Raw genomic sequence first — 21,896 nt, forward strand, 5'->3', positions numbered from 1 at the left:
TGACTCGCTCCTTTTGAGCGCCGGCGCCGGTCAATACCGCGCCGTCACCATTTTTTTGCGGGTGTAGAACTCGACTCCGTCCCGACCGTTCGCATGAAGATCGCCGTAGAAGGAGCTTTTCGCGCCGGAAAAAGGAAAGAAAGCCATCGGAGCCGGTACGCCAAGGTTCACGCCCAGCATGCCAGCGTCCATTTCCTCGCGGAATTCCCGTACAGCAGCCGCGCTGTCGGTGAACAGGCAAGCGCCGTTCGCGAACCTCGACCGGTTCGCGAGCGCGATTCCAGCCTCAAGGTCCGGCACGGTCAGCACGCATAGGATCGGCGCGAACAGCTCCTCCTGCCAAATCGCCATATCCGGCATGACCTCTACTGCGATCGTCGGCCCGAGATAAGCAGCCCCATCACAGTCCCATCCTTCCCTCCGGCCGTCCATGAGCAGCTTCGCGCCGTCCCGGATCCCGAGCTCCAGCAGCTCCAGCGCCCGGTCGCGGCTGCTGCAGGCGATGAGGGGACCGATATCGGTTCCCGGCTCGGCTCCGTCGCCGACGATCAAGGCTTCTGCGGCGTCTTGGAGCAGCGGCATGAACGCCTCTGCGGCCGACTCCTGCACGGCGACGACGGAGCAGGCCATGCAGCGCTGGCCGGCGGAGCCGAATGCAGCCGCAGCGATCTGGCTCGCGGCGGCCTTGAGATCGGCATCCGCGAGTACGATGGAGTGGTTTTTCGCTCCGGCCAGCGCCTGGACGCGCTTGCCCGCCGCTGCCGCGCGGGCATGGACGGCCGCAGCCGCAGGCTGCGAGCCGACGAAGCTGACCGCGGCGATATCGTGATGCTCCAAGAGCGCGTCGACCGCCTCCCTCGAGCCGTTCACGACATTGAGCACGCCGGGAGGAAAGCCCGCTTCCGCGAACAGCTCGGCAAGCCGGCAGCTGAGCAGAGGCGTTTTCTCAGACGGCTTCAATAGAAACGTATTGCCGCAGGCGACAGCCAGCGGAAACATCCAGCAAGGCACCATCATCGGAAAATTGAACGGGGTTATGCCCGCGACGACGCCGAGCGGATAGCGGTACATGCCGGATTCGATGCCGGCCGCGATATCAGGCAGCTGGCTGCCCATCATCAGCGTCGGCGCCCCGGCTGCGAATTCCACGCATTCGATTCCCCGCTGCACTTCGCCCATAGCCTCCTGCAGGCATTTGCCGTTCTCGGCTGTAATGATCGCCGCAAGCTCCGCCCGGTACTCATGAAGCAGCTCCCGATAGCGGAACAACAGCCTTGCCCTGACCGGGACCGGCACCTTGCGCCAATCCCTGAACGCCAGCAGCGCGGCGGCGGCGGCCTCCTCCACCTCGGCGACGCCGGACATCGGCACGACGGCCAGCACCTCTCCCGTTGCCGGATTTCTCACTTCCGCCTGCCCGGTCCCGGCCGCAGCCTCCTTCCACGAGCCTCCGATCCAGTTGCCCAGCTTGCGCGGCCCCGCTGCCGTCTCCGTCATCTCCGCTTCCTCCTCACAGATGCGCCAGCTCGCCGTATGTCTCCGGCCGCCGGTCGCGATAGAACTGCCACGCCTCCCGAGCCTCGCGGATGACCGCGCGGTCCATCTCCCCGATGACGACCTCGTCCCGGTCCCTGCAACCTTCCGCCACAATCCTGCCGCGGGGATCGACCAGATAGGACTGGCCGTAGAACTCCCCCATGTTCCAGGGAGCTTCCGTCCCTACCCGGTTGATCGCGGCCACGTAGTACCCGTTGGCGACCGCGTGGGCCGGCTGCTCCAGCTTCCACAAGTACTCCGACGTGCCGGCCACCGTCGCCGACGGATTGAAGACGATCTCCGCCCCGCCAAGGCCGAGCATCCTCGCTCCCTCCGGAAAGTGCCGGTCGTAGCAAATATAGACGCCTACTTTGCCATAGGCCGTGTCGAAGACGGGATAGCCGAGATTTCCGGGCTTGAAATAATACTTCTCCCAGAAGCCGCAGCTCCCCCCGCCCGCTCCGACCTGGGGAATATGATGCTTGCGGTATTTGCCCAGCACCGTTCCGTCGGCATCGATGACCGCGGCCGTATTGTAATAGCTGGCGATCCCTTCCCGCTCATAGACAGGAAGGACAAGCACGATGCCGAGTTCCCGCGCCAGCTCCGCGAACAATCGCACGGTCGGCCCGGCAGGCACCTCCTCAGCCGCCCCGTACCATTTGGGAATCTGCTCCGCGCAGAAATACGGACCGAAGAAAATTTCCTGCAGCCCGACGATCCGGGCTCCGCGCCCGGCCGCTTCACGGATGAGCCGGATATGCTTCGCGATCGCGGTGCTCTTGTGGACCGCGACGTCCTCATCGCCGTCCACCTCATGGCTTGCCTGGATCAAGCCGATTTTGACCGTATCCATGCTCGCGCCATCCATCCCCATGCCTCAGCCTCCCGTCTATTTGGCCGCCATGCCGTAGATTTCCGTCGTATAGGCTGTTGCCGCATCCGCCGCCTTCTTGATGACGCCGAACTTCAACGCGATTTCGGCGGTCTGCCGGAAAGCCTCCTCGTCGATCATGCCGAGCTTGCCGATATCGAAGCCGTCCGGAGCAACCAGCTTGGCGACCTCCTTCATCATCTTCAGCTGATGGTCGCGCGAGGTGCTCGCCGCATCCGCGGATTTCATCACGATATCGACCGCAGCCTCTTGATCTTCGACGGCGTCCTTCCAGCCCTTGAGCGACGCACGCAGGAATTTGGCGGCCGTCTCCTTGTTGTTCGCCAGCCAGTCCTTGTTGGCGAACAGATTGTCCTCCAGCATCGCGACGCCTTCCTTGTTCATGTCGATGACCGACAGCTCCGCCTCGGGAATGCCCTGCTCCAGCGCGACCTGGTACTCGTTGTACGTCATGGCCGAAGCCGCGTCGAGCTCGCCGCTCAGGAACTGGTCCATCGTGAAGCCTTGCTTGGCGAACTGCAGATCCTTGGAAGGGTCCAGCTTGTATTTGTCGAACAGCGCCAGCAGCTCGAATTCGTTGCCGCCCATCCAGTTGCCGACTTTTTTGCCCTTCAGGTCGGACGGTCCGGCGATGCCCGCCGATTTCTTGGATACAAGCACGAGTCCGCTCTTCTGGTATACTTGCGCGATCTCGACGAGCGGAAGTCCCTGCTCCTGATGCGCCAGCAGGCTCGCGACCCAATCCACGCCGATATCGGCCGAGCCGTTGGCGACCTGCTGCTCCGGAACGATGTCCGGTCCGCCCGGTACGATCGTCACACTGAGTCCTTCGTCTTTGTAGTAGCCTTTTTCCAGCGCTACGTAGTAACCGGCGAACTGGGCTTGGGGCACCCATTTCAACTGCAGCTTGATCGCAGCTGCGCCGGCGTCGGAAGCTTTCTCGCCGCTACCCGAGCTGCAGGCAGTCAGCACTCCGGCCATCAGCACGGCGAGTCCGGCCGCCGCCAGCCGGCAGTTCCAGCTTGTTGGCCTCTTCATCCGCATCCTCCTCTTCATTCCCGTCCGCATGATGCGTACATGATTTTCCGTCAGGCTTTCCAGCTCCGGCGCCTCCTAAATTCCGGGTGCCAGCGCAGCAAATGCTTTTCGGCCGCTTGCAGAAGCATATACATGCCGATCCCCGCGGCTGCCGCCGTTCCGATGCATGCCCATCCAAGAGGCATGCGGGCGATCTTCACCGAATTGGACAGCAGATAGCCAAGACCGCGCGAGGAGTAGAAAAATTCGCTCACCATCGCCGCGATCAGGCCGCCGGCCGTGCTGATCTTGAACGCTGTCAGCATTGCCGGCAGCGAAGACGGCAGCCTGAGCTTGAGGAAAGTCGGCAAAGCCCCCGCCCCGAGAACGATCATCAGATCCAGCGAGGCGGAATCGGGCGATGTCAGGCCGCGGTAGCTGCCGATCGCCATCGCCGCCAGCGTCGCTGCGGCGACGACGGCGGCTCTGGAGGCGAGGCCGTCGCCAAGCCACAGGTTCATGATCGGGGCGAGCGCTACGATCGGAACCGCGCCCAGCGAAGCGGCCAGCAGCAGCGCGCCGCTTCCCCATCTTGGCATGGCGGCGGCCATTGCCGCCGCCAGCCAGCCTAGCAGCGTTCCGGCGGCGATGCCCGCCGCCGCCTCAAGCAGCGTGTAGCCGGCGGAGCGGAGCAGCAGGCCGGCGTTGTCCGCTGCCGCCCGGAATATCGCCGAGGGCAGCGGCAGCTGATAAGCCGCCAGGCCGAGAACGGCATGGATCAGCCCGGCCTGCCATATCGCAGCGAGGGCAAGGCCCGCGCCAAGCGGCAGAGCCCATGCGGCCGTTCCCGATTGCAGGAATCGTCCCTTTTTCGCTGGAGCTGCAGCAGTCTCCTCTCCCGTGACGACGTCAGCAAGCTCCTCCGAAACGCCGGCGTCCCGCTCGGCTTCGACATTCTTGGATGCTTCATTCTTGCTCCTTGCGCTCGCCGTCGAGGAGGGCATGCTCATCGAGGCCCCCTCCCTTGCACCGGACGGCGTCCCGACGTTCGGCTCCATGGCAGCAGCATGTTCTCGAGCGCCGCCGTGAATCCGTATGCCGCGATGCCAAGAGCTGCCGCCAGCAGCACGGTGCACCAGAACAGAGCCGCATGGGACGGACCGTAGTAAAGATGACGCAGCATGAGCACCCCGATGCCGTGCTGAGCGCCCATCAGCTCCACGAGTATCGCACCGGTCACAGCGAGCGGGGCAGCCGCCTTCAGGCCCGTGAACAATCCCGGCAGAGCCGCAGGCAGCCGCAGCACCCGGTATGATGCCGCTCGTCCGCATGCAAGGACATGAAGCAGATCCCGATCTTCTTGACGGGCCGACTGCAGCCCGCGAAGCGTGTGGAGCGCGACCGGGAAAAAGGAGATATAGCCGGCAATGAGCACTCTCGCCGTATTCTCGTCCCGGAAAATGGCGTATACAATCGGCGCCAGCCCCAGTATCGGCACCATCTGGGAGGCGACCGCATACGGAGCGGCGATCCTTTCCATCGTCGCCGACAGGCTCATGAGCAGCGCCAGCGCCACTCCCGCAGCCGCCCCCAGCAGAAAGCCCTCGCATGCGTTGAGCATCGTCACAGCCGACTCCGCAAGCAAGCTCCCGGCGTTGCGGAACATCGCTTCGGCGACAAGATGCGGATAAGGAAGCTTGGACGAAGCCAGCGTCACTCCCCTATGCTGCAGCAGCCAAGCGCCGGATTGCCACAGAGCCAGCGCTGCGGCGGCCCAGGCAAGAGCCGGCATCATCCTGACTGCGGCCGCCGCCTTCACGCCGACGCCTCGCGGAACCGTCCCCTGATGCCGTCCACGAGCTTGTGAAAGCTCTGGAGCGCCCTCGTCGAAGCATCCCTGGGCCTCGGCAGCGGAATCTCCACAGCTGCCGCCAATCTGCCGGGTCGAGGGGAAAGGACGAACACCCGATCCGACAGGAAGACAGCCTCGGCGATGCTGTGCGTGACGAAGACAACGGTGCATCCTGTATGGCCCCACAGAGATAAGAGCTCCTCGTTCAGCTTCTCTCTCGTGAATTCGTCGAGTGCCGAGAAAGGCTCATCCATGAGCAGGATATCCGGCTTCATCGCCAAAGCGCGGGCAATTGAAGCGCGCTGCTGCATTCCGCCGCTGAGCTGCCAAGGGTAGCGGAGGCCGAAGCCTTCCAGACCGACGAGCTTCAGCAGCGACTCGGACCGTTCCCTGCGGTCTGTCCGAGGAACGCCCGCCAGCTCAAGCGGCAGCTCTACGTTCGCCCGCACGCTCCTCCATTCGAACAAAGCCGGCGTCTGGAACACCATCCCGAGCTTGCCGGCCAGCCTGGCTTCGCGCGGAGCCGACCCGGCGACTCTCACCTCTCCCGACGAAGGCTCCAGCAGATCCGCGATCATCCGCAGCAGAGTCGTCTTGCCGCAGCCTGACGGTCCGAGCAGCGTGACGAATTCTCCCTTGCGAATGATCATGCTTACGTCCCGTACGGCCGGAGACTGCCCTCCTCCGCCGTAGTCCATTCCGATCCCCTTCATTTCGATCTCCGCTGCAACCGCCGAACCCGCTTCCATCCCGATCCCAGCCCCCTCGTGGACGTTATTCTTCTGCGTCAGATTCATGTTCCGATTGCTGCCATCCACCTAATCGTACTTCGGCGCTCTCCCAAAAGCATTAGACAGATCGGTCAATCCCGATAGGTCATCCTGTCAAAAGAAACGGCTCAGCAGGTGCCGCGATGTGCTTGAAGCGGACATGAAGCTGACGCAGAAAAGCTGGAAAAATAATGCTGGAATGGCCTTTCGGTATCGAAGACATTCCGGTATAATCCAAATCAGGAACATCCGTTCCCCGTTTCCGAGCGATAGGAAGCCGGCCGCGAACGGATACAGGAAAGCGAGGCTTGAACCATGGGAACAAATATCGTTCAACTATCCTCAGCCGAAGCGCGCCGCTTCATGCTGGACCATCAAGGCCTGGGACCGGCGCCGGAATTCGGGGGCAAGGAAGGCATTCTCTCGTTCATCTCGCGCGTCGGCTGCATCCAGTTCGATCCCCTGGACCAAGCCGGACGCAATGCCGAGCTTGTCCTGCAGTCGAGGATTCCCGGGTTCAGCCCCGCGATGCTGGAGGAGCTTCTATATGACGACAGGCTGCTGCTGGATGGCTGGGACAAGGTCATGAGCATCTACAGCAGCGGCGATTGGCCCTATTTCTCCCGGGGGCGCCGGCAGGCGCATGACCGTTACGCCGATATCAAGGAGATCCGCGAGCTGCTTCCTTCCATCCGCCAAGCCTTCCGGGATCGGGGGCCGCTGTTGTCCCGGGATTTGGAGCACAAGGAGAAGATGGACTGGGCCTGGGCTCCGGCAAGGGTATCGAGAGCCGTTATGGAAAGCATGAATCTATGGGGAGAGCTGATCGTCCATCACAAGCAGCGCAACCAGAAAGTCTATGACTTGGCCGAAAAGCATTTTCCGGAAGCGCTCCTGCAAGCGCCCGATCCGAATCCTTCCGAGCAGGACTACCGAAAATGGAGGCTGATGCGCCGGATCGGAGGCGTCGGCCTGCTGCCTTACCGCGCTTCCGATGCATGGGTCGGCACGCTCTTCATGAACACGGCCGACCGTAAGCGGGGATTCCTGGAGCTGCTGGAAGACGGACTGCTCGTGCAGATCGAAGCCGAAGGACTGACCGCCCCTCATTATGTCCGCACCGAGGACTGGGAGCGCTGGAGCTCCTCTTCGCCGGCATCGCGCTGGTCGAGCCAACCGCCGCGGACAAGCGTGCTGGCCGCGCTCGACAATCTGCTGTGGGACCGCAGGCTGGTCAAGGAGCTGTTCGGCTTCCATTATGTATGGGAAGTGTACAAGCCAGCCGCGTCGAGGCTGTATGGCTACTATGTGCTGCCTGTCCTGTGCGGGGACCGCATGGTCGCCCGTTTCGAGCCCAGCCGGATCAAGGGAAGCAAGGATCGCAGGATCATTCTCGGCTGGTGGCCGGAGCCGGGCGTCGAATGGAACGAAGAAATCCGCGACAGCGTAAGGCAAGGCTTCGCCTCCTTCCGCCGTTATCTGGGCTGCGAGTCGTTCGAGCTGTCGCCAGCCGCGCTGGCTGCCGACCCCGAGCTCGATGCGCTCGTGAACGCTCCTTTCCGATGACAAAAAGCCGCCGGCTGCGTCTTTTTCGCAGCCGGAGGCTTTTTCAAGGCATGCATTTAGTCGAATGACCGGGTAGGAGACCAGGAGCCCTGAAGCTTGCGGATGAGGATGATCTGGCCGCAGTGATATGCGTCATGCACGTACAGGCTTGTAAGCCAAGGTCCAGCCGGACTATCCTTGTCGACTTCCTTGTCGTAAACGGCATCATCCATCGCTTCAATGATAGATCCGATTTTCGCATGGACGTCGGCCAGACGTTTCTTCGTCGCCTCCCATGCTTCGCCTTCCGCTCCGTTCGCAGCCGGCTGGAACGTATCGGTGTTGCTGATCCGCGGCTGAGCCGAAGCTTCGACACCGTTCCACTTGTTCAGAAAACGCTCTTTGTAGAAGATCAGATGGTGCACGTTCTCGCGGATCGTGTTCCCTGCCTCGCCTTGCGGACGCCAGTCGGCCTGCTCCTCCGTTACGCCGTCCAGCGCCATGCCGAGCGGCGGCTGCCAATCCTCCTTGTCGTAAGCATGCTCCCAGCCTGTCTGCAGCAACTCCGTTTTGATTCGGGCCATTGGGTGTCGTCCTCCTTGTAGAGAATGGGATGTAACGATATAATATCGTATAGCCGGTTACGTGGTGCTGAGATAGTATACCCGAAACCGCTCTCGATGTAACAATCTATTTTTATTTAGAACGTTACATACTGAAAGGGCATGGAGGACGGGCATCATGATCTGGGAAGATTACTTGAACAGCCAGTGGTACGACTGGAGAGGAAGCGGCGCGAGCGAGGACCGGCTCGACCTCCCCGGCTGGAGATCTCAATTTTTGTCCGAGCATGGTCTCGACGATCCCGGTCCGCCGACGCCCGAGGAGCTTCAAGCGATGCGGACGCTCCGCGGCAGCCTCAGGGAGCTGACTTCCCGAATCAGCGACTCTGTCCGGGTCGAGGATGCTCCTCCTTTATCCGATACCGATTTTGCCTGGCTCAACTCCGCACTTGTCTCCAGTCCCTATACCAAAAAGCTGCGAGTTGGAAATGGAGCTCTCTCTCTCAGCGAGATTCCCTCGGAATCAGGCTGGCAAGGCATCATGGCGAAAATAGCCGCTTCTTACGCGGACTCCCTTGCCCATGGCGAGCCGGAACGGTTCCGAATATGCGACAATCCCGACTGCCGCTGGATTTATTACGATACGACGCGCAATCGCTCGAAGCGCTACTGCGACGATAAATGCTGCGGCAATCTGATGAAGGTCCGGCGCTTCCGCGAACGGGCCAAAACCGCTTCAACAACGAGCAGACGAAAGAAGGATGAAAAATGAACGAATTCAAATTTCATGCTGAACGTCTTGATGTAACCGATGCAGCCGTATCGGAACAACTGCGCGCCTTGCAGACGGACGCCTATCGGGAAGAGGCCCGCCTGATCGGCTTCGACGGCATTCCTCAGATCGGAGAAACCCATGAAGCTCTGCTGACTTCCCCTGCCGTCTTCTACGGCTGCCGTCTCGACGGCAGGCTGGCCGGCGCCGTCGCGGTCGAGCGCGAGCCTTCGGGCATCGTCACGATCGCCCGCCTCGTCGTCCACCCCGATTTTTTCAGGCGTGGAATAGGGCGCTCCCTGGTCCTCTTTGCGCTCGGCCTGTACCCGGAATCCGAATACCGGGTGTCGACAGGCACGGCCAACGATCCCGCTGTGCAGCTCTATCTCCGCATCGGCTTCGAGGAGAGCGGCCGGCTCGAGATCGTTCCCGGAGTTTGGCTGACCACTCTCCGCAGGAGCCCTCGTCCGTAATCTTATTCAAAAAGTCGTGCCATAAAAAACGCATGGCGCTCAAGGCGCCATGCGTTTTTTGGCTTACAGCAGCGACTCCGCTCCATCCACGTAAATATCGGTGCCGGTTACGTGGGAGGACAGATCGGATGCCAGATAGGTGACGAGATCCGCGACCTGGGCAGCCTTTCCCGGCTTGCCGGCGAGAGGATGGGAGCCCTCGGGATATACAACCGGTATCGCGGCTTCCTCGGCTTCCTTGGTCTTGATCGTGCTGTCGTCGATATGGGTCTTGATCGCCCCCGGACAGACGGCGTTCACCCTGATCTTGTGGGGGGCGAGCTCAAGCGCGGCCATCTTCATGAAGGCGACCTGCCCGGCTTTGGAGGAGCTGTATGCGCTCGCGCCGGTATTGTTGAAGATCCGGTTGCCGTTGATGGAGCTCGTAATGATGATGCTGCCGCCGTTTTTCTTGAGATGCGGGATGCTGTACTTCACCGTGAGGAATGTGCCGCGCAGATTGATGCCAAGCGTCTCGTCCCAATCGTCCACATCCAGATCCTCGATCGTCGTCCACACCCCGTTGATGCCGGCGTTCGCGAACACGACGTCGATCCGCCCGAAACGCTCGTAAACGGAAGAGATTCCGGCCTCGACCGCAGCGGCGTCGCTGACGTCGGTCGCCGTCACGATGGCCTCTCCGCCTTCGCTTTCGATCTCGTCTCTGACTTTCTCGGCATCGTCTGGAGTGCGGTCCAGGAAACCGACTTTCGCTCCATGCCGGGCAAAATCAAGCGCGGCGGCTCTCCCGATGCCGGAGCCTCCTCCTGTAACAATCGCCACTTTCCCTTCCAGCAGCCGGCTGACGGTCATTCTTCATCATCCTTTCGATTATGTATCCTCTTTTTAGAATGGCTTCCATTCATCTATAGGATACTTAATCATCCCGATAACGGATGAATCGCCCGATCAGCGGTAGACAGGATGACTATGACATGGGCTTCCTTGCATGACCGGCACTACCGTCGGCGTCGCCGGAGCTTCGGAAGCAATTTCACGAGGGCCTAAAGGCTGAAAGGCATGACGCAGACCGGCTGCGAGACTTCAAAGCTCCGCTCTGTATACTGGAGCTTGCCGGACTGGCGGTCGACACGGAAGAGAGCGATGTTGTTCGTATCTTTATTCGCAGCGAACAGCCAGTTCCCGTCCGGCGTCAGGGCGAAATGCCTTGGATGCTCTCCCTCGGTATGAATATGCTGAATCGGCTCCAGACACCGGCCCTTATCCGATCCCTCATAGACGACGATGCTGTCATGCCCCCGGTTCGAGCCATAGACGAAGCGCCCATCCTTGGAGACGGCAATCTCGGCGCATGTGTTCTCCCCTTCATAACCCTCCGGCAGCGTCGGAATATAATGGAGCTCCGTCAAGCCGCCTGTCTCAGCATCATACTCCAGCACGCTGACCGTTGAGTCCACTTCGTTGATGACATAAGCGATATTGCCGTCCGGATGGAACGCCAAATGGCGCGGTCCGGCTCCTGCATGGATGCCATTGTCCCGCACGGGCTTCAAAACGCCTTCTTCAATGGCATAGGTACGGATCAGATCAAGTCCAAGATCCTGGACGAACACATACCGGCCATCCGGGCTGAACTGCGAGGAATGCGGATGCGGGCGGTCCTGCCGTTCTTCGTTCACGCTATGGCCCGCATGCTGCTGCTGGTCGAGCCTCGGACCGATCTTCCCGTCCGCGTCCAGCTCCATCAATCCCACCATGCCGCCATGATAACTGACGACGACGAGATGGCGGTTGTCCGGATCTCTCTGGATATGGCAAGTCGGTCCATCCGTGGTAGCGGCTTCGCTCAGCCTTTCCAGCGATTTCTCCAGCGGATCGAAACGGAACGAGACGGCGGTGCCTGTTTTGCCCCCTTCCGGCGACTTTCCCTCGGAAATGGCATACACAAAACGGCCGGCCGGATCAACGTTCAGGAACGTCGGATTTTTGAGCCCGTCCGCCTCAGCCAGCAGATCCAGGCTGAGCTCTTCTTCATTCCAGCGGTAGGCATACAAGCCGCTTCCATCCGGTTCCGCATAGGAGCCGACGAATACATACAATGGGTCCATGATTCAACCATCCTTCCTGTCCTTCATGTCTATTTGCGCTTCATGTCCTTCAAATCATCATGTGCTTCCCCATGCCGGCAGCAGCTACCGCTTGGGCAAAAGCTTCACATACGTATCCGACAGCCCGAGCAGCTTGATCGCGTAATCATAATCGCTTCGATACTTGGAGAAGTCGGCGACCGGCTGCAGCGTCTTCAAGGAGACCGCTTTCCCGTCCTCGAAGCCTTTGCCCGGCACGAACAGGATCTCTTCGTTGATGAACGAGCCCGATGGCAAGTAATAACGTTCTCCAAGAACATTGCGGTCGGTATTCAGCAAGTCCCGTCCGAATGCAGTGAAGCCTTCTTTTTCAAGCGAGATTCCCATCAGGTTGGCGACGGTCGGAAGAATGTCGAGCTGCCCTCCGATTCCTTCGACCATCTTGCCCTGCTGTCCCGGAACTCGGATGATGAGCGGAATGTTGAACCGGGAAATCTGATTGTGATAAGGAATTCCGAGTTCCTGCTGGATGAAGGCCGGATCGTTGCTCTGAGGCTGCAGGCCGAAGTGGTCTCCGTAAATGACGAGAGTCGTTTTCTCCCATAATCCCTCGGCCTTCAGCCTGTCCACCAGCTTCCCGATGGCATCGTCCGTGTAATGGATCGCCTGCAGATAATCGCCGAGCTGCGAGCCGGACAGGGATTCGTCTTCTTTCAGAGTCTGCTTGTCCTTCGGGATCTGGAACGGAAAATGGCTCGATGTCGTGATCAGATGGGCATAAAACGGCTTCCCTTTTTCGCTGAGCTCCGCCATTTTTTCTGCGGCGACCCGGTACAGCTCCTCATCCGATGCGCCGAAGCTGTTGAAATGGTCGTTGTTGTAGAACGGCTTGTCATAATACTTGTCGAAGTTGAGCGCCGGATACAGCTTGTTCCGATCCCAGAAGCCCACGTTGTTGATATGGAACGTATTCGCCTCGTACCCTTGGCCTTGAAGAAGGCGCGGCAGGCTCGGAAGCTTGCGGTTCCCGTAGCCGGTGGACATGGCGATCGTGCCCGTCGGGTAGATGGACGTATTCGTCATGAACTCCGCATCCGACGTGTTCCCCTGCCCGATCTGCTGGAAGAAGTGAGGGAAGTAATATCCCTCGTCCGCAAGCTTGTTCAGGTTCGGGGTCAATTCCTGGCCTTGCAGCTTCAGATGGATCGGGAAATTCTGGAACGCTTCCATCTGGATGATGACCAGATTCGTTCCCTTCGCTGCTCCGAACTGCTGAAGCGGCGCCGATTCGTCCTGGCGGTACGGATAAGAAGCCTGAAGCTCCCCGATCTCCTGGATCGTCTTGCCGATATCGCCGGACGCAATCTGCTTGTTCTCCTCGTGGATCTTGATCGCGCTGACGACCTGATAATTGAAGACGCCGACGCTCTCGGCCTGCGCCAGCTCGCTCTGGGTCGCCTCCGCATCGCGGATGAACCAGAAGCTGCCGGCGAGTCCGGCAATCGTCAGCAGGGCCGCCGCCGGCTTCCATATTCCTTTGCGTCCCTCGATTTTCCTTCCTCGCGTCCGTCGCAGCATCCATATCACGGTAATCAGGATGACGTCTGCAAAGTAGATGTAGTCCATCGGCTGGATGGTCGCATCCACGCTCTCGCGGATCCCATACACCTGGTTGAGGTTTCCGAGCGCGGTATAGGTGGCCACGGAGCCGAAATGGCTGAAATACAACGTGATCGCAAACAAGACGAGAGAATAAACCAGATTGAATCCCCAGTAGGCGGGACCTTTGCCGCGGCGCGGGGTAAGCAGCTCCAGCAGCCCCGCCAGCACGAGCAGGGACGCAAAGTCGGCGACGACGGCAAGCGGCTCCAATCCGCCGAACAAGTTGAACCGCATCCACTCCAGCTTGGCCAGCATCAGAACGAACAAATAATAGAATAGATTGCGGCCTTGCGAGCGGGAGCCGGCTCCAACAGATTTCATCATATATCGAATCCTTCTTCCTGGTTGAGGCGTACAGCCTTTTTTCACCGTATCAGTATATCATAACGCAGGAATGCTTCGCATGAACGGGCGCCAAGCTCTGTATCGATGCCGCTTCCCTTCATTCATGAATTTCCTCTGTAATTTCTTCCGTCTAGAACAAAAAACAAAAACCGCCCAAATGGCGGTTTTTGTTCCTGAGCGGAATATCCCGGTCTCAATGCTTACTGCGGACGCGCGCTGATTTGCGGAGCTTGGGCATGGAGGATGGAGGCTGCTTGCGGATGTAACGGATAAAAGTGGCGATCGCTTCGTCCGCCCGCAGAGCCTCGATTGTCGTCAGCTCCCGCTGCACGAGGTCTGCATTGGTGTAAAGCGCGTGGATCTGGCGATGGCAGGGAGGGCAGAGAAGAACTGTGCCTTTAAAAGTCCCTCCCTGCTCCCGCGGCGTCAGATGATGCTCGGTCAAGCCGACTCCGGATCTCCCGCACAGCTCGCAGCGGCCCTGCGCCGTTCCGGTCTCCATTGACATGGCGTCAAGCTCCTTCATGGACATTTCCATCAGCTTGCCCGATCAAGGATTGGTTGATGCTTCCTTTTTTTTCGGTACGCCGCTCAGCCCGACCGCCTCGTCGTAGGCGTCGAAGATTTGACGGGCGACCGGCGCGGCTCCCCAGCCGCCGTATCCGCCCTCGGGAATGACGATCGCGACGGCCAGCTTGGGCTTATCGGCCGGAGCGAAGGCGATGAACACGGAATTTTCCACCTTCACGCCGCCGGCAACGGTCTGCTGCGACGTTCCCGTCTTGCGGAGGAACGAATAGCTGACTCCCTCGAAGCCTTGCACGCTTACTTTAGCCATCCCTTTGTAGATCGTATTCCAATAGGAATCCGGGAAGCTGACCTGGTTGAGCACCTCGGGCTTATACGATTGGACGACGTTGCCCGATGGATCGAGAATCTCGTTCACGAATTGCGGCTTCATGCGCTTGCCTTTGTTGGCGAGCATGGAAGCGTACTGAGCCAGCTGCAGCGTCGTATATTTGCCGAGCTGCCCGAAGGAGGATCCCACCAGCGCCGAAATATTGCTGGACTCCTTCGCGTCATGCGTATAGTCCTCTACGCCCTTCTGCTCGCCGAGCAGACCGCTTTCCGTCGAAACGCCGAGGCCGAATTCCTTCATGTATTTATCCCATACGCCGACAGCATCCTTGCCGTATTTTTTCAGCAGCCGTTCGCCGACCATGGCGGACATGAACGCATTGGAGGAATGGGCGATCGCTTCGGAAGCGTTGATGTATCCGTTCGCTTTGTTGCTCGCATTCCGGATCGTCCTCTCGGACCCTGTGGAACCGAATTTGTAGTAGCCGATATCATGGTACTCTTCCGTGGCCGAGAACAAGCCCTCATTCAATCCGATCAGGATGGAGAGAGGCTTCTGCGTCGATCCCAGGTAGACGAGAGAAGGCGTATGCTTCGTCTGCTCCTTGTCCGTATCATACGGAGGAGACACAGAGCGGATCGTGCCGTTCCTCGTAAAGTAGAACAGCTCTTCCTTGGAAGGCGTTCCGTCCTTCCACTGGTTCGGATCGTAGTCCGGCATGCTGGCCATGGCGACAACCTTGCCGGTATCGACCTCCATCGCCACGGCAAAGCCGATCTTCGCCTTGTTGCCGGCGTTTTCCGGCTTCGTCGTCGAATGGCGCAGCTTGTCGATCTGCTGTGTCATCGCCTTCTGCGCCGTCAGCTGCACGGAGCGGTTGATCGTGAGGACGAGGTCGTTGCCGCGGGTAGGCGCCTCGACCTCAGGCGGGCCGATGATCCGCTGCAGGCGGTCGACCGGGAACGTCTTGATGCCGTTCTTGCCGCGCAGCTGCTCCTGGTACAAGTACTCGAGCCCGTCATAACCGACCGTTTCCTCCGGCGAGTATTTTTCCGTCGGGTCGGTTATTTCCTTGATCGCGTTGTACTTGGTCAGCGTCTCGGGGGCGGTGCGGTAGCTGCGCAAATAACCGACGAGCTGCACCGCGACATTGTCGGTGTCGTAGTTGCGCACATTTTCCTCGACGATGTCGACGCCCTTGAACTGCTCCTTGTTCTCCAGGAAATAAGCGATTTCCTTATTGTTGAGATCCGACTTGATCTTCCGCGGAACGGAGATCGTATTCGTCCGGAAATTAAGATCCATCTTCTTCTGGATTTCCTCGGCTGTGAGCTTGCCTTCCGGATCATCCTTGTCCGTCAGCCTCGCGAACACCTCGGCCAGCCTTTTGCTCATCTCGATGGCGATCTCCGGCTTGCGCTCGTCCTCGATGGTATACGTAAGCGTCTGGGTCGACGTCGAGAAGGCGATCGGCTTCTTGTCGGAGTCGAGGATGTCCCCCCGGAACGGAGGAATGGCGACCTTGCTTGTGCCCTGCCATTCCCGCTGCGCCTTCAAGGTCGGTCCTTCCACGAACTGCAGCACCGCCAGGCGGACGATCAGAATGCCGAAAAGGACGAACGCGGCAAAAAAGAACGCATTGAGCCGAAACATGAACTGCCTGCGGATGACATAATCCTTCTCTTCATCCCTGCCGACGATCTGCGGAGGCTTGCCGTTGCTCCCCTTCATGCATGGCCTCCTTTCTCTTGCCCGATCATGATCTCAGGAACGGCCGATACGGCGACATTTCCCCGCAAGGCTTTGGATATCATGCAGGTCTGCTCGGCCTTCTCCGCCAGCTTCCTCGCCGTATCCGCTTGGCGGGCAGAAGCTGAAGCATGCAGCAGGATAGTAGGCTTATGCGTGATCGACACGTACGTATACACGCCGCTAGTCGTATCGACGACGGCGTCGGACCGCAGGGACAGCCTCTCCGGCTCGATGCCGGAACGCTCCAGCATGGCGGCGAGCGTGATCAGATAACAGGTCGATGCCGCTCCGAGCAGCATCTCGTCCGGATTCGTTCCGATGCCCGGACCGTCCATGACGGCGGGAATGGAGATAGCCGCATTCAGCCCGCCGGCTGCAATCGCGCCCTCTCCCCCTCTTCCCCCCTGCCATTGGGCTTGAAGTGTAAAAAGATGTTCCATCTCGCGCTCCTTCTATGACCAAGCATGAAAATAATTGAACGACTGCATCTATCCATGAAATAAAAGCTGACATCATCATTGACCGCATCAAAATGGGATGGTACATTTTCTAAAACTTTTAGCGATACGCAGCGATCATACGCGGTGAAAGCCGCCTCGAAGGGATGAAACCTGACATGTCCATGCCTTTATCCTCATCTGCGCCGACATCCATCCGCAAAGACCGTTCGTGGGCCGCATACGCGGCTGTCGTCCTGCTTCTTCATTCAGCCGGGCTCGTCGGCCTGTTCATGGCTGCTAGCCATCATCCCGCCTTCTGGGGACTCGGAATTCTGGCGTATACGCTCGGACTCCGGCATGCCTTCGATGCGGACCATATCGCCGCGATCGACAATACAGTGCGCAAGCTCGTCGAGCTCCGCCGCAGCCCTCTGGGCGTCGGCTTCTACTTCTCCCTCGGCCATTCCAGCGTCGTATTCCTCATGGTGCTCGCCGTCGCCCTGTCCTTGCAATGGGCCCAGGAGCGCCTGCCGGCCATGCAGGAAATCGGAGGCCGGATCGGCATCACCGTCTCCGGCACTTTCCTGCTCCTCATCGGCCTGGCCAATCTGGCCGTCCTCATCCAGCTCATCAAGCTGAGCCGAATATATCGGGAAGCCGAGCATCGGGAAGAGCTTGCCCGGCTGCTGGAGTCGCGCGGCTGGATCGCCAGGCTCGTCAAGCCGCTGACAGCCTTCGTCAGCAAAAGCTGGCATGTCTATCCGCTCGGAATCCTGTTCGGACTCGGCTTCGACACGGCGACCGAAATCGGGCTTCTCGCCATATCGGCTACAGCGGCTGCGAGCGAGCTGCCGGTCTTCGGCATCCTGTCGCTCCCGATCCTGTTCGCCGCGGGCATGAGCATGCTCGATACAGCGGACGGAATTTTCATGACGCGAGCCTATAAATGGGCTGTGCAGTCTCCTGTGCGGCATCTTCGCTACAACTTGACCGTGACGTTCCTCTCCGTGGCGAGCGCCCTGTTCATCGGAGGCGTCGAAATTCTTCAGATGCTGGACGGCTACTTGCACTGGCAGTCCCCGTTCATGAGGGCAGTCGCCGGACTGGAATTTTCCGAGCTCGGTTATATGCTTGCAGCCTTGTTCGCCCTATCCTGGGGAATATCCTGGCTGTCATGGAGAATAGCCGACGCGAAGGCCAGGGCGTCCTGAATTTGAGACGAATAGGAGCAGCGAAAAGTTTCTATCGTTCATCGCTTGACCGCGTCTTCGAACACCTGCCGGCCGGGCGGCCCGATCAAGCGCAGAGAGACGTCATGGCGCTGAAACATAGGCGCAGCCGCTGCCCGGCTCCAGCTGTTTTGCTCGTCTTATTGTACCATACCGCACCGTACGGAACATGTCTGTCCGTCCGGCTCCCAAACAAAAATTCGCCCCCGGCATGCCATCGGCCGGGGGCGAAATCATGTATGCTGCCGGATTACAAGCCGTACTCGTCCTTCGGCTTCGGCTTGCGCTTGATTTTATTCTGTACGGCAGGCAGATGCCTCATGCTGCGCAGCATCGGGCCTTTGCAGATCGGGCACAACTGCGATTCGGCCGCGAATTCGTCGCGGACCCATGCCTTGCAGTCGGCGTTGCGGCACTTCCATATTTTCGTCGGGATCAGTTCGGGTTTCGTATCTTCGGAAGTCGTCAAGAGGGTGCATTCCTTTCTTATGTCGGGTCAGTCTGTTGATGCCGTCCCGTCGCAGAGACAGCCTGACTACTATACACCTCTGCCCCTCGCAAAGTAAAGACTTGACAGCTATTCCGGCTGCACCCGGTACCAATACGGATAAGCCTCGCGGTAGCCAAGCTTGGCGTACAATGCTTCTGCCGGCTTGTTGCCGGTTACGACCTGAAGATAGCTCTGCCGCACTCCGCGCTGCGCCGCCCAGCGGTACAAGCCGCGGATCAGCTCCGCCGCATAGCCGCGTCCCCTGCAGTCAGGTGCCGTCACGATGTCATAGAGCCCCAGGTAATCCCCGTCAAGCACTCCGACTCCGAGCGCGACCGGACGGCCTTGCGCATACAAGACAGCGAAGACGCGAGGCAGCGGCGAGGAATCGAACATGGAGACGAAGGTTTTCCCATCGTTCGCCTTGAGTCCGTTCCACTCGACAAGCAGGGACAGCCAATAGGATCTCGGCTGCTCCTCCAGCACAAGCTCGCCCGACCCTGCCGGCACGGCGGCCGGAATCGGCGTCACCATCACCGTTGATGGATCCGCGATCCGGTACCCGCGGCGCGCAAGCACGGAATCGAGATGATCCGGCTCCGTGAACGGCGTGATCTTGAAGATGGCAGGCTGGCCGCTCTCCCGGTAAAACTGCTCGCAGCGGCTGATTTTATGTTCCAGGTCCTGTTCCATGGGACCGAAATGATGCAGCGGTTGAACCGAATTGGATCTCTTCGTATACCCTTGATTGGCTTTGACGAGCCATCCGCCCAGGCTTCTTGTCTGCAGAGCCGGCCAGCTGTTGAGCGCCGCCTCTTCAACTTCATAGTATGCTTTCAATGGAGTCCCTCCGAATCTGACTGAATCTCATAAGTATAAATATACTTTAATATTTATTTTTATTCAATTTTCTTTTTCCTATGACTGCAGTCTTGGGTTACGACAAAAAAAAATCCTTCCCCGGAGGGAAGGATGCCTATGACCGATGTCTCTTCAGGCCTGCGCGGGATATGAACTCTTCAGGCCTGCGCGGATTGACTCTTCAGCACATTGAGCTCTACTTCGATGTTGCCTCTGGTCGCCTTGGAATAGGGGCATAGCTCATGGGCTTTTTCAGCCAGCTTGCGGGTCTGCTCCAGCTCCGCTCCCGGAATGGAGATATCCAGCCTTACCGCCAGAGCGAAGCTTTCCCCTTCCTTGAAGATCGATACATGTCCGGTCACCTCGGCTCCGCCGGCATCGATCCCTTGCTTGCGGGCAGCGAGCTGAAGAGCGCTTTCGAAGCAAGCCGCGTAGCCGGCCGCGAACAGCTGCTCCGGATTGGTCGCTTCGGCGCCGCTGCCGCCCAGCCCCTTGGGCATCGCCAGCGGCAAATCCAGAACGCCATCCGATGATCTGACGCTGCCCTGACGGCCCCCGCGGGCCGTCACCTCTGCTGTATAGAGTGCATCCATGTTGCATCTCCTCGCTTTCGGTTCATTTGTACATGCTTGAATATAACCATCCGGACCCGATTTTAATCGTAAAAAAATCCTCCGGGAGACATCCCCGGAGGATAACGTTCAGATCAGCTTCATGCCGCTGTAGGTTCCGATCAGCTGCAGCATGCGGTGCGGGAGCGGCAGCACGAACTGCATCGCGCCCAGCGGAAACCGTCCGCTCCGGTTGTGCATGGCCGCCGAGGCGACTTGGATGCGGTAAGACGGTCCATCCGTAAAGCTGACCGCATATTCGGCGGTCTGATCCTGATAGGCGCGGAATGGGACCGCAGGTTTCTTGGGATTGGCGAACGGCACGATGCTCACCATGTCCTCCAGCTTCAGATGATAGTTGGCATGAGGCTTATGATAGATAAGTTCGGAAGTGGTAATAGTCATGCCGAAATCCGGCTTTTTGATCGATAAGAGCAGAGTTCCCTCCAGCTCGCGAACGGGAATGAAATCGGAATTCAAGGGCGCTGCCTCCTTTCGGTTAAATACCAGCATATCATAAACCGGCGCCATCGGCCAAAGTCCGGCTCCATGCCAAACAGCGCCTGCGAGGGACCGGCAGAGGCCGGATGCCAGCTGGCGCTGCGGTTCCGAATGAAAGGCGGTTCCGTTGCCTTATGGTGACGTCTAATGCGTTTGCTGTCCGCCGGAAATACTGCTCCGGACTTCCTGCTCCGCCGCGCTCACCCGTTCCTTCAGCTTGCGGATCTGCCTCAGCTGCGCATCTGCCTGCACCTGGATCTGATTTTCCATCATGCTCAGCTCGTGGACGAGCTCCTGCATCGTGTTCACCAGTCCGCGGATTTTCTCTCCGCTGCTGTCCGCTCCCGCACGGTGCAGGGCAGCCTTTCCGGCCTCCTGATCCTGGATGCGCTTCATGCGCACCTGCTCCTGGAATTGCTCATAGCTCATCGTCAGGCTGTTGATCTCCTCCGAGCCGGAAGCTCCCTGCTGTCCATTCATGTTCATCTCTGATTCCTCCTAATGGGGCTGCTGCCTGGATATCCTTAGGATGCCCGCTTTCTCACCAAGTATGTCCAGTGACGGCCGGGATGACCAGTTCCGTCAGAACTCGGCGGGAATAGATCGACTTGCTCCGTCCGTCCAGGCTTTTGCGGACAACGACCGTCATGTCCAGCGACGGAATGACGAACAGGTATTGCCCCCCGTAGCCTAAGGCGAAAAAGTAATCGGGGCCGTCCTGCTTGCCCTCGGGCGACACCCACCAGTGGTATCCGTAGCTGCCGTAGATCGACGGCTCGTAGTGAAGGAGTCCTTTATGATGAGGCATCTGCGAGTCCACAATCCATTTTTGAGGAATGATCTGCTCGCCGTTCCACATTCCTTGCTGAAGATAAAGCCTTCCGAACCGGGACAGATCCTTCATGCCCATCGACAGCCCCGCGCCGGCCTCATGCCCTTCTCCCAGCCGGTTCCATCTGGCGCTGCCGATGCCGGCCGGACGGAACAGATAATTGCGGGCGAACGAGGGCAGGCTTTCCTGCGCGGCTCGGGTCAGAATGATGGAGAGCAGCTGGGAGCCTCCCGTATTATACGTAAACGTCGTTCCCGGCTCATGCGCGAGCTCTCTCCCCATGACGAACGCGGCCGGTGAAGCGGCCTTCTTCATCTCCCAATACGGCTTGTCGAAATCCGGCCAATCGAGGCCGCTCGTCATCGTGAGGAGATGCTCGATCGTAATGTCCCGCTTGCGGGGATCGTCTTTGATCGCCTTGGCGGTCCCTTCCTCTTCCATGTCCAAATAAGAGAAGACCGGGTCTGCGACGCTGCCTATCAGTCCCTGTCCGACCGCGATTCCGATCAAGGCCGACAGCACGCTCTTCGTGCAGGAATAGATGGAAGCCGGACGATCCGGTCCTCCGGCCGTCCACTCCAGCAGTCCCTTGCCGCCTTGCTCCGCATAAATGCCTTTGATTTTCCAGCTGTCCAATTGCATGGCCTGCTTGTCCGTCAGCATGATGGCCGAACCGCATCGGGACGATGCTGTTGTCGTCACGATGGACACCCCCTTATCGATCCCTGCTAGTAGAATGATGCCGGATGCTCCGGCTTATTCGAATGGATTCCAATACACGTCTTCTCCTTCATTGAATCAGTC

Annotated in this window: 23 protein-coding genes; 4 read left to right on the forward strand and 19 right to left on the reverse strand. The window is 59.3% G+C overall.

The genetic code is table 11. The annotated features are described in order from the left end of the window. Window positions 1-30: 30 nt before the first annotated feature. Genes mmsA through AC06G8_RS12060 form a run of 6 tightly spaced genes read right to left on the reverse strand, consistent with a single transcriptional unit; the run spans window position 31 to window position 6,049 of the window. The gene (mmsA, locus tag AC06G8_RS12035) at window positions 31-1,497 is read right to left on the reverse strand and encodes a CoA-acylating methylmalonate-semialdehyde dehydrogenase (RefSeq protein WP_480282985.1); all 1,467 of its coding nucleotides are present in this window, start codon (window positions 1,495-1,497) and stop codon (window positions 31-33) included. Window positions 1,498-1,510: 13 nt separating this feature from the next. Next, window positions 1,511-2,392: a nitrilase-related carbon-nitrogen hydrolase gene (locus AC06G8_RS12040; RefSeq protein ID WP_480285430.1), complete on the reverse strand. Its 882-nt coding sequence runs from the start codon at window positions 2,390-2,392 to the stop codon at window positions 1,511-1,513. A gap of 36 nt (window positions 2,393-2,428) precedes the next feature. Beyond that, entirely contained in the window at window positions 2,429-3,469 is a 1,041-nt protein-coding gene (locus AC06G8_RS12045) for an ABC transporter substrate-binding protein (RefSeq protein WP_480282986.1), read from the reverse strand. A 50-nt stretch (window positions 3,470-3,519) separates the two neighbouring features. Next, window positions 3,520-4,458, reverse strand: a complete 939-nt coding sequence (locus AC06G8_RS12050) for an ABC transporter permease (protein WP_480282987.1) — start codon at window positions 4,456-4,458, stop codon at window positions 3,520-3,522. Beyond that, on the reverse strand, window positions 4,455-5,267 hold the full coding sequence (locus tag AC06G8_RS12055; RefSeq protein ID WP_480282988.1) for an ABC transporter permease: 813 nt from the start codon (window positions 5,265-5,267) through the stop codon (window positions 4,455-4,457). The genes AC06G8_RS12050 and AC06G8_RS12055 overlap by 4 nt, the downstream gene beginning before the upstream one ends. Then, on the reverse strand, window positions 5,264-6,049 hold the full coding sequence (locus AC06G8_RS12060) for an ABC transporter ATP-binding protein (RefSeq protein ID WP_480282989.1): 786 nt from the start codon (window positions 6,047-6,049) through the stop codon (window positions 5,264-5,266). Before AC06G8_RS12060 ends, AC06G8_RS12055 begins: the two co-directional genes overlap by 4 nt. 336 nt (window positions 6,050-6,385) lie before the next feature. Here AC06G8_RS12060 and AC06G8_RS12065 point away from each other — a divergent pair, with 336 nt between their 5' ends. Further along, window positions 6,386-7,636, forward strand: a complete 1,251-nt coding sequence (locus tag AC06G8_RS12065; RefSeq protein ID WP_480282990.1) for a DNA glycosylase AlkZ-like family protein — start codon at window positions 6,386-6,388, stop codon at window positions 7,634-7,636. Between the two features lie 56 nt (window positions 7,637-7,692). Here the strand turns inward: AC06G8_RS12065 and AC06G8_RS12070 are convergent, their stop codons facing one another. Next, complete coding sequence (locus tag AC06G8_RS12070) at window positions 7,693-8,199, reverse strand: DinB family protein (RefSeq protein ID WP_447664186.1); 507 nt, start codon at window positions 8,197-8,199, stop codon at window positions 7,693-7,695. Between the two features lie 157 nt (window positions 8,200-8,356). Here AC06G8_RS12070 and AC06G8_RS12075 point away from each other — a divergent pair, with 157 nt between their 5' ends. Continuing rightward, entirely contained in the window at window positions 8,357-8,950 is a 594-nt protein-coding gene (locus AC06G8_RS12075; RefSeq protein ID WP_447664187.1) for a CGNR zinc finger domain-containing protein, read from the forward strand. Beyond that, window positions 8,947-9,423 carry a GNAT family N-acetyltransferase gene (locus tag AC06G8_RS12080; RefSeq protein WP_480282991.1) on the forward strand — a complete coding sequence of 159 codons (477 nt, stop codon included), beginning with the start codon at window positions 8,947-8,949 and terminating at the stop codon, window positions 9,421-9,423. The genes AC06G8_RS12075 and AC06G8_RS12080 overlap by 4 nt, the downstream gene beginning before the upstream one ends. 63 nt (window positions 9,424-9,486) lie before the next feature. On the opposite strand, the gene AC06G8_RS12085 is transcribed toward AC06G8_RS12080, so the two are convergent. From AC06G8_RS12085 to AC06G8_RS12110, 6 genes are all read right to left on the reverse strand, one after another. Beyond that, window positions 9,487-10,275 carry an SDR family oxidoreductase gene (locus AC06G8_RS12085; RefSeq protein WP_447664189.1) on the reverse strand — a complete coding sequence of 263 codons (789 nt, stop codon included), beginning with the start codon at window positions 10,273-10,275 and terminating at the stop codon, window positions 9,487-9,489. A 191-nt stretch (window positions 10,276-10,466) separates the two neighbouring features. Beyond that, window positions 10,467-11,531 (reverse strand): lactonase family protein, encoded by a 1,065-nt coding sequence (locus AC06G8_RS12090; protein WP_480282992.1) that lies wholly within the window; start codon window positions 11,529-11,531, stop codon window positions 10,467-10,469. Between the two features lie 84 nt (window positions 11,532-11,615). Next, window positions 11,616-13,496 carry an LTA synthase family protein gene (locus AC06G8_RS12095; protein WP_480282993.1) on the reverse strand — a complete coding sequence of 627 codons (1,881 nt, stop codon included), beginning with the start codon at window positions 13,494-13,496 and terminating at the stop codon, window positions 11,616-11,618. Window positions 13,497-13,710: 214 nt separating this feature from the next. Further along, window positions 13,711-14,025, reverse strand: coding sequence for an HNH endonuclease (locus AC06G8_RS12100; RefSeq protein WP_447664192.1), 315 nt, complete (start codon window positions 14,023-14,025; stop codon window positions 13,711-13,713). Between the two features lie 42 nt (window positions 14,026-14,067). Beyond that, entirely contained in the window at window positions 14,068-16,107 is a 2,040-nt protein-coding gene (locus AC06G8_RS12105) for a peptidoglycan D,D-transpeptidase FtsI family protein (RefSeq protein ID WP_447664193.1), read from the reverse strand. Further along, a complete protein-coding gene (locus AC06G8_RS12110) occupies window positions 16,104-16,568 on the reverse strand; it encodes an SACOL1771 family peroxiredoxin (RefSeq protein ID WP_480282994.1) in 465 nt (154 codons plus the stop codon). The genes AC06G8_RS12105 and AC06G8_RS12110 overlap by 4 nt, the downstream gene beginning before the upstream one ends. Before the next feature lie 182 nt (window positions 16,569-16,750). On the opposite strand from AC06G8_RS12110, the gene AC06G8_RS12115 reads away from it, so the two are divergent. Then, window positions 16,751-17,779 (forward strand): HoxN/HupN/NixA family nickel/cobalt transporter, encoded by a 1,029-nt coding sequence (locus tag AC06G8_RS12115; protein ID WP_480285431.1) that lies wholly within the window; start codon window positions 16,751-16,753, stop codon window positions 17,777-17,779. A gap of 268 nt (window positions 17,780-18,047) precedes the next feature. Here AC06G8_RS12115 and AC06G8_RS12120 read toward each other — a convergent pair whose 3' ends face one another. From AC06G8_RS12120 to AC06G8_RS12145, 6 genes are all read right to left on the reverse strand, one after another. Further along, on the reverse strand, window positions 18,048-18,266 hold the full coding sequence (locus tag AC06G8_RS12120; RefSeq protein WP_447664195.1) for a cold-inducible protein YdjO-related protein: 219 nt from the start codon (window positions 18,264-18,266) through the stop codon (window positions 18,048-18,050). 108 nt (window positions 18,267-18,374) lie between these two features. Next, a complete protein-coding gene (locus AC06G8_RS12125; protein ID WP_480282995.1) occupies window positions 18,375-19,127 on the reverse strand; it encodes a GNAT family N-acetyltransferase in 753 nt (250 codons plus the stop codon). Window positions 19,128-19,306: 179 nt separating this feature from the next. After that, complete coding sequence (locus AC06G8_RS12130) at window positions 19,307-19,741, reverse strand: organic hydroperoxide resistance protein (protein ID WP_480282996.1); 435 nt, start codon at window positions 19,739-19,741, stop codon at window positions 19,307-19,309. A 108-nt stretch (window positions 19,742-19,849) separates the two neighbouring features. Beyond that, window positions 19,850-20,239, reverse strand: a complete 390-nt coding sequence (locus tag AC06G8_RS12135) for a hypothetical protein (RefSeq protein WP_480282997.1) — start codon at window positions 20,237-20,239, stop codon at window positions 19,850-19,852. Window positions 20,240-20,404: 165 nt separating this feature from the next. Then, window positions 20,405-20,746, reverse strand: a complete 342-nt coding sequence (locus AC06G8_RS12140) for a hypothetical protein (RefSeq protein WP_447664199.1) — start codon at window positions 20,744-20,746, stop codon at window positions 20,405-20,407. 55 nt (window positions 20,747-20,801) lie between these two features. Next, entirely contained in the window at window positions 20,802-21,794 is a 993-nt protein-coding gene (locus AC06G8_RS12145) for a serine hydrolase domain-containing protein (RefSeq protein ID WP_480282998.1), read from the reverse strand. Between the last annotated feature and the right edge of the window lie 102 nt (window positions 21,795-21,896).

The sequence above is a fragment of the Paenibacillus sp. SJS-P3 genome (assembly GCF_056711585.1).

Excerpts from the sequence above, each read along its gene's own strand:
- AC06G8_RS12105 (WP_447664193.1), bottom strand. The coding sequence starts at position 16,107 with ATGAAGGGGAGCAACGGCAAGCCTCCGCAGATCGTCGGCAGGGATGAA.
- AC06G8_RS12050 (WP_480282987.1), bottom strand. The coding sequence starts at position 4,458 with ATGAGCATGCCCTCCTCGACGGCGAGCGCAAGGAGCAAGAATGAAGCA.
- AC06G8_RS12085 (WP_447664189.1), bottom strand. The coding sequence starts at position 10,275 with ATGACCGTCAGCCGGCTGCTGGAAGGGAAAGTGGCGATTGTTACAGGA.
- AC06G8_RS12045 (WP_480282986.1), bottom strand. The coding sequence starts at position 3,469 with ATGAAGAGGCCAACAAGCTGGAACTGCCGGCTGGCGGCGGCCGGACTC.
- mmsA (WP_480282985.1), bottom strand. The coding sequence starts at position 1,497 with ATGACGGAGACGGCAGCGGGGCCGCGCAAGCTGGGCAACTGGATCGGA.
- AC06G8_RS12095 (WP_480282993.1), bottom strand. The coding sequence starts at position 13,496 with ATGATGAAATCTGTTGGAGCCGGCTCCCGCTCGCAAGGCCGCAATCTA.
- AC06G8_RS12100 (WP_447664192.1), bottom strand. The coding sequence starts at position 14,025 with ATGTCAATGGAGACCGGAACGGCGCAGGGCCGCTGCGAGCTGTGCGGG.
- AC06G8_RS12070 (WP_447664186.1), bottom strand. The coding sequence starts at position 8,199 with ATGGCCCGAATCAAAACGGAGTTGCTGCAGACAGGCTGGGAGCATGCT.
- AC06G8_RS12130 (WP_480282996.1), bottom strand. The coding sequence starts at position 19,741 with ATGGATGCACTCTATACAGCAGAGGTGACGGCCCGCGGGGGCCGTCAG.
- AC06G8_RS12040 (WP_480285430.1), bottom strand. The coding sequence starts at position 2,392 with ATGGATACGGTCAAAATCGGCTTGATCCAGGCAAGCCATGAGGTGGAC.
- AC06G8_RS12110 (WP_480282994.1), bottom strand. The coding sequence starts at position 16,568 with ATGGAACATCTTTTTACACTTCAAGCCCAATGGCAGGGGGGAAGAGGG.
- AC06G8_RS12075 (WP_447664187.1), top strand. The coding sequence starts at position 8,357 with ATGATCTGGGAAGATTACTTGAACAGCCAGTGGTACGACTGGAGAGGA.
- AC06G8_RS12080 (WP_480282991.1), top strand. The coding sequence starts at position 8,947 with ATGAACGAATTCAAATTTCATGCTGAACGTCTTGATGTAACCGATGCA.
- AC06G8_RS12090 (WP_480282992.1), bottom strand. The coding sequence starts at position 11,531 with ATGGACCCATTGTATGTATTCGTCGGCTCCTATGCGGAACCGGATGGA.
- AC06G8_RS12140 (WP_447664199.1), bottom strand. The coding sequence starts at position 20,746 with ATGAACATGAATGGACAGCAGGGAGCTTCCGGCTCGGAGGAGATCAAC.
- AC06G8_RS12060 (WP_480282989.1), bottom strand. The coding sequence starts at position 6,049 with ATGGAAGCGGGTTCGGCGGTTGCAGCGGAGATCGAAATGAAGGGGATC.
- AC06G8_RS12115 (WP_480285431.1), top strand. The coding sequence starts at position 16,751 with ATGCCTTTATCCTCATCTGCGCCGACATCCATCCGCAAAGACCGTTCG.
- AC06G8_RS12065 (WP_480282990.1), top strand. The coding sequence starts at position 6,386 with ATGGGAACAAATATCGTTCAACTATCCTCAGCCGAAGCGCGCCGCTTC.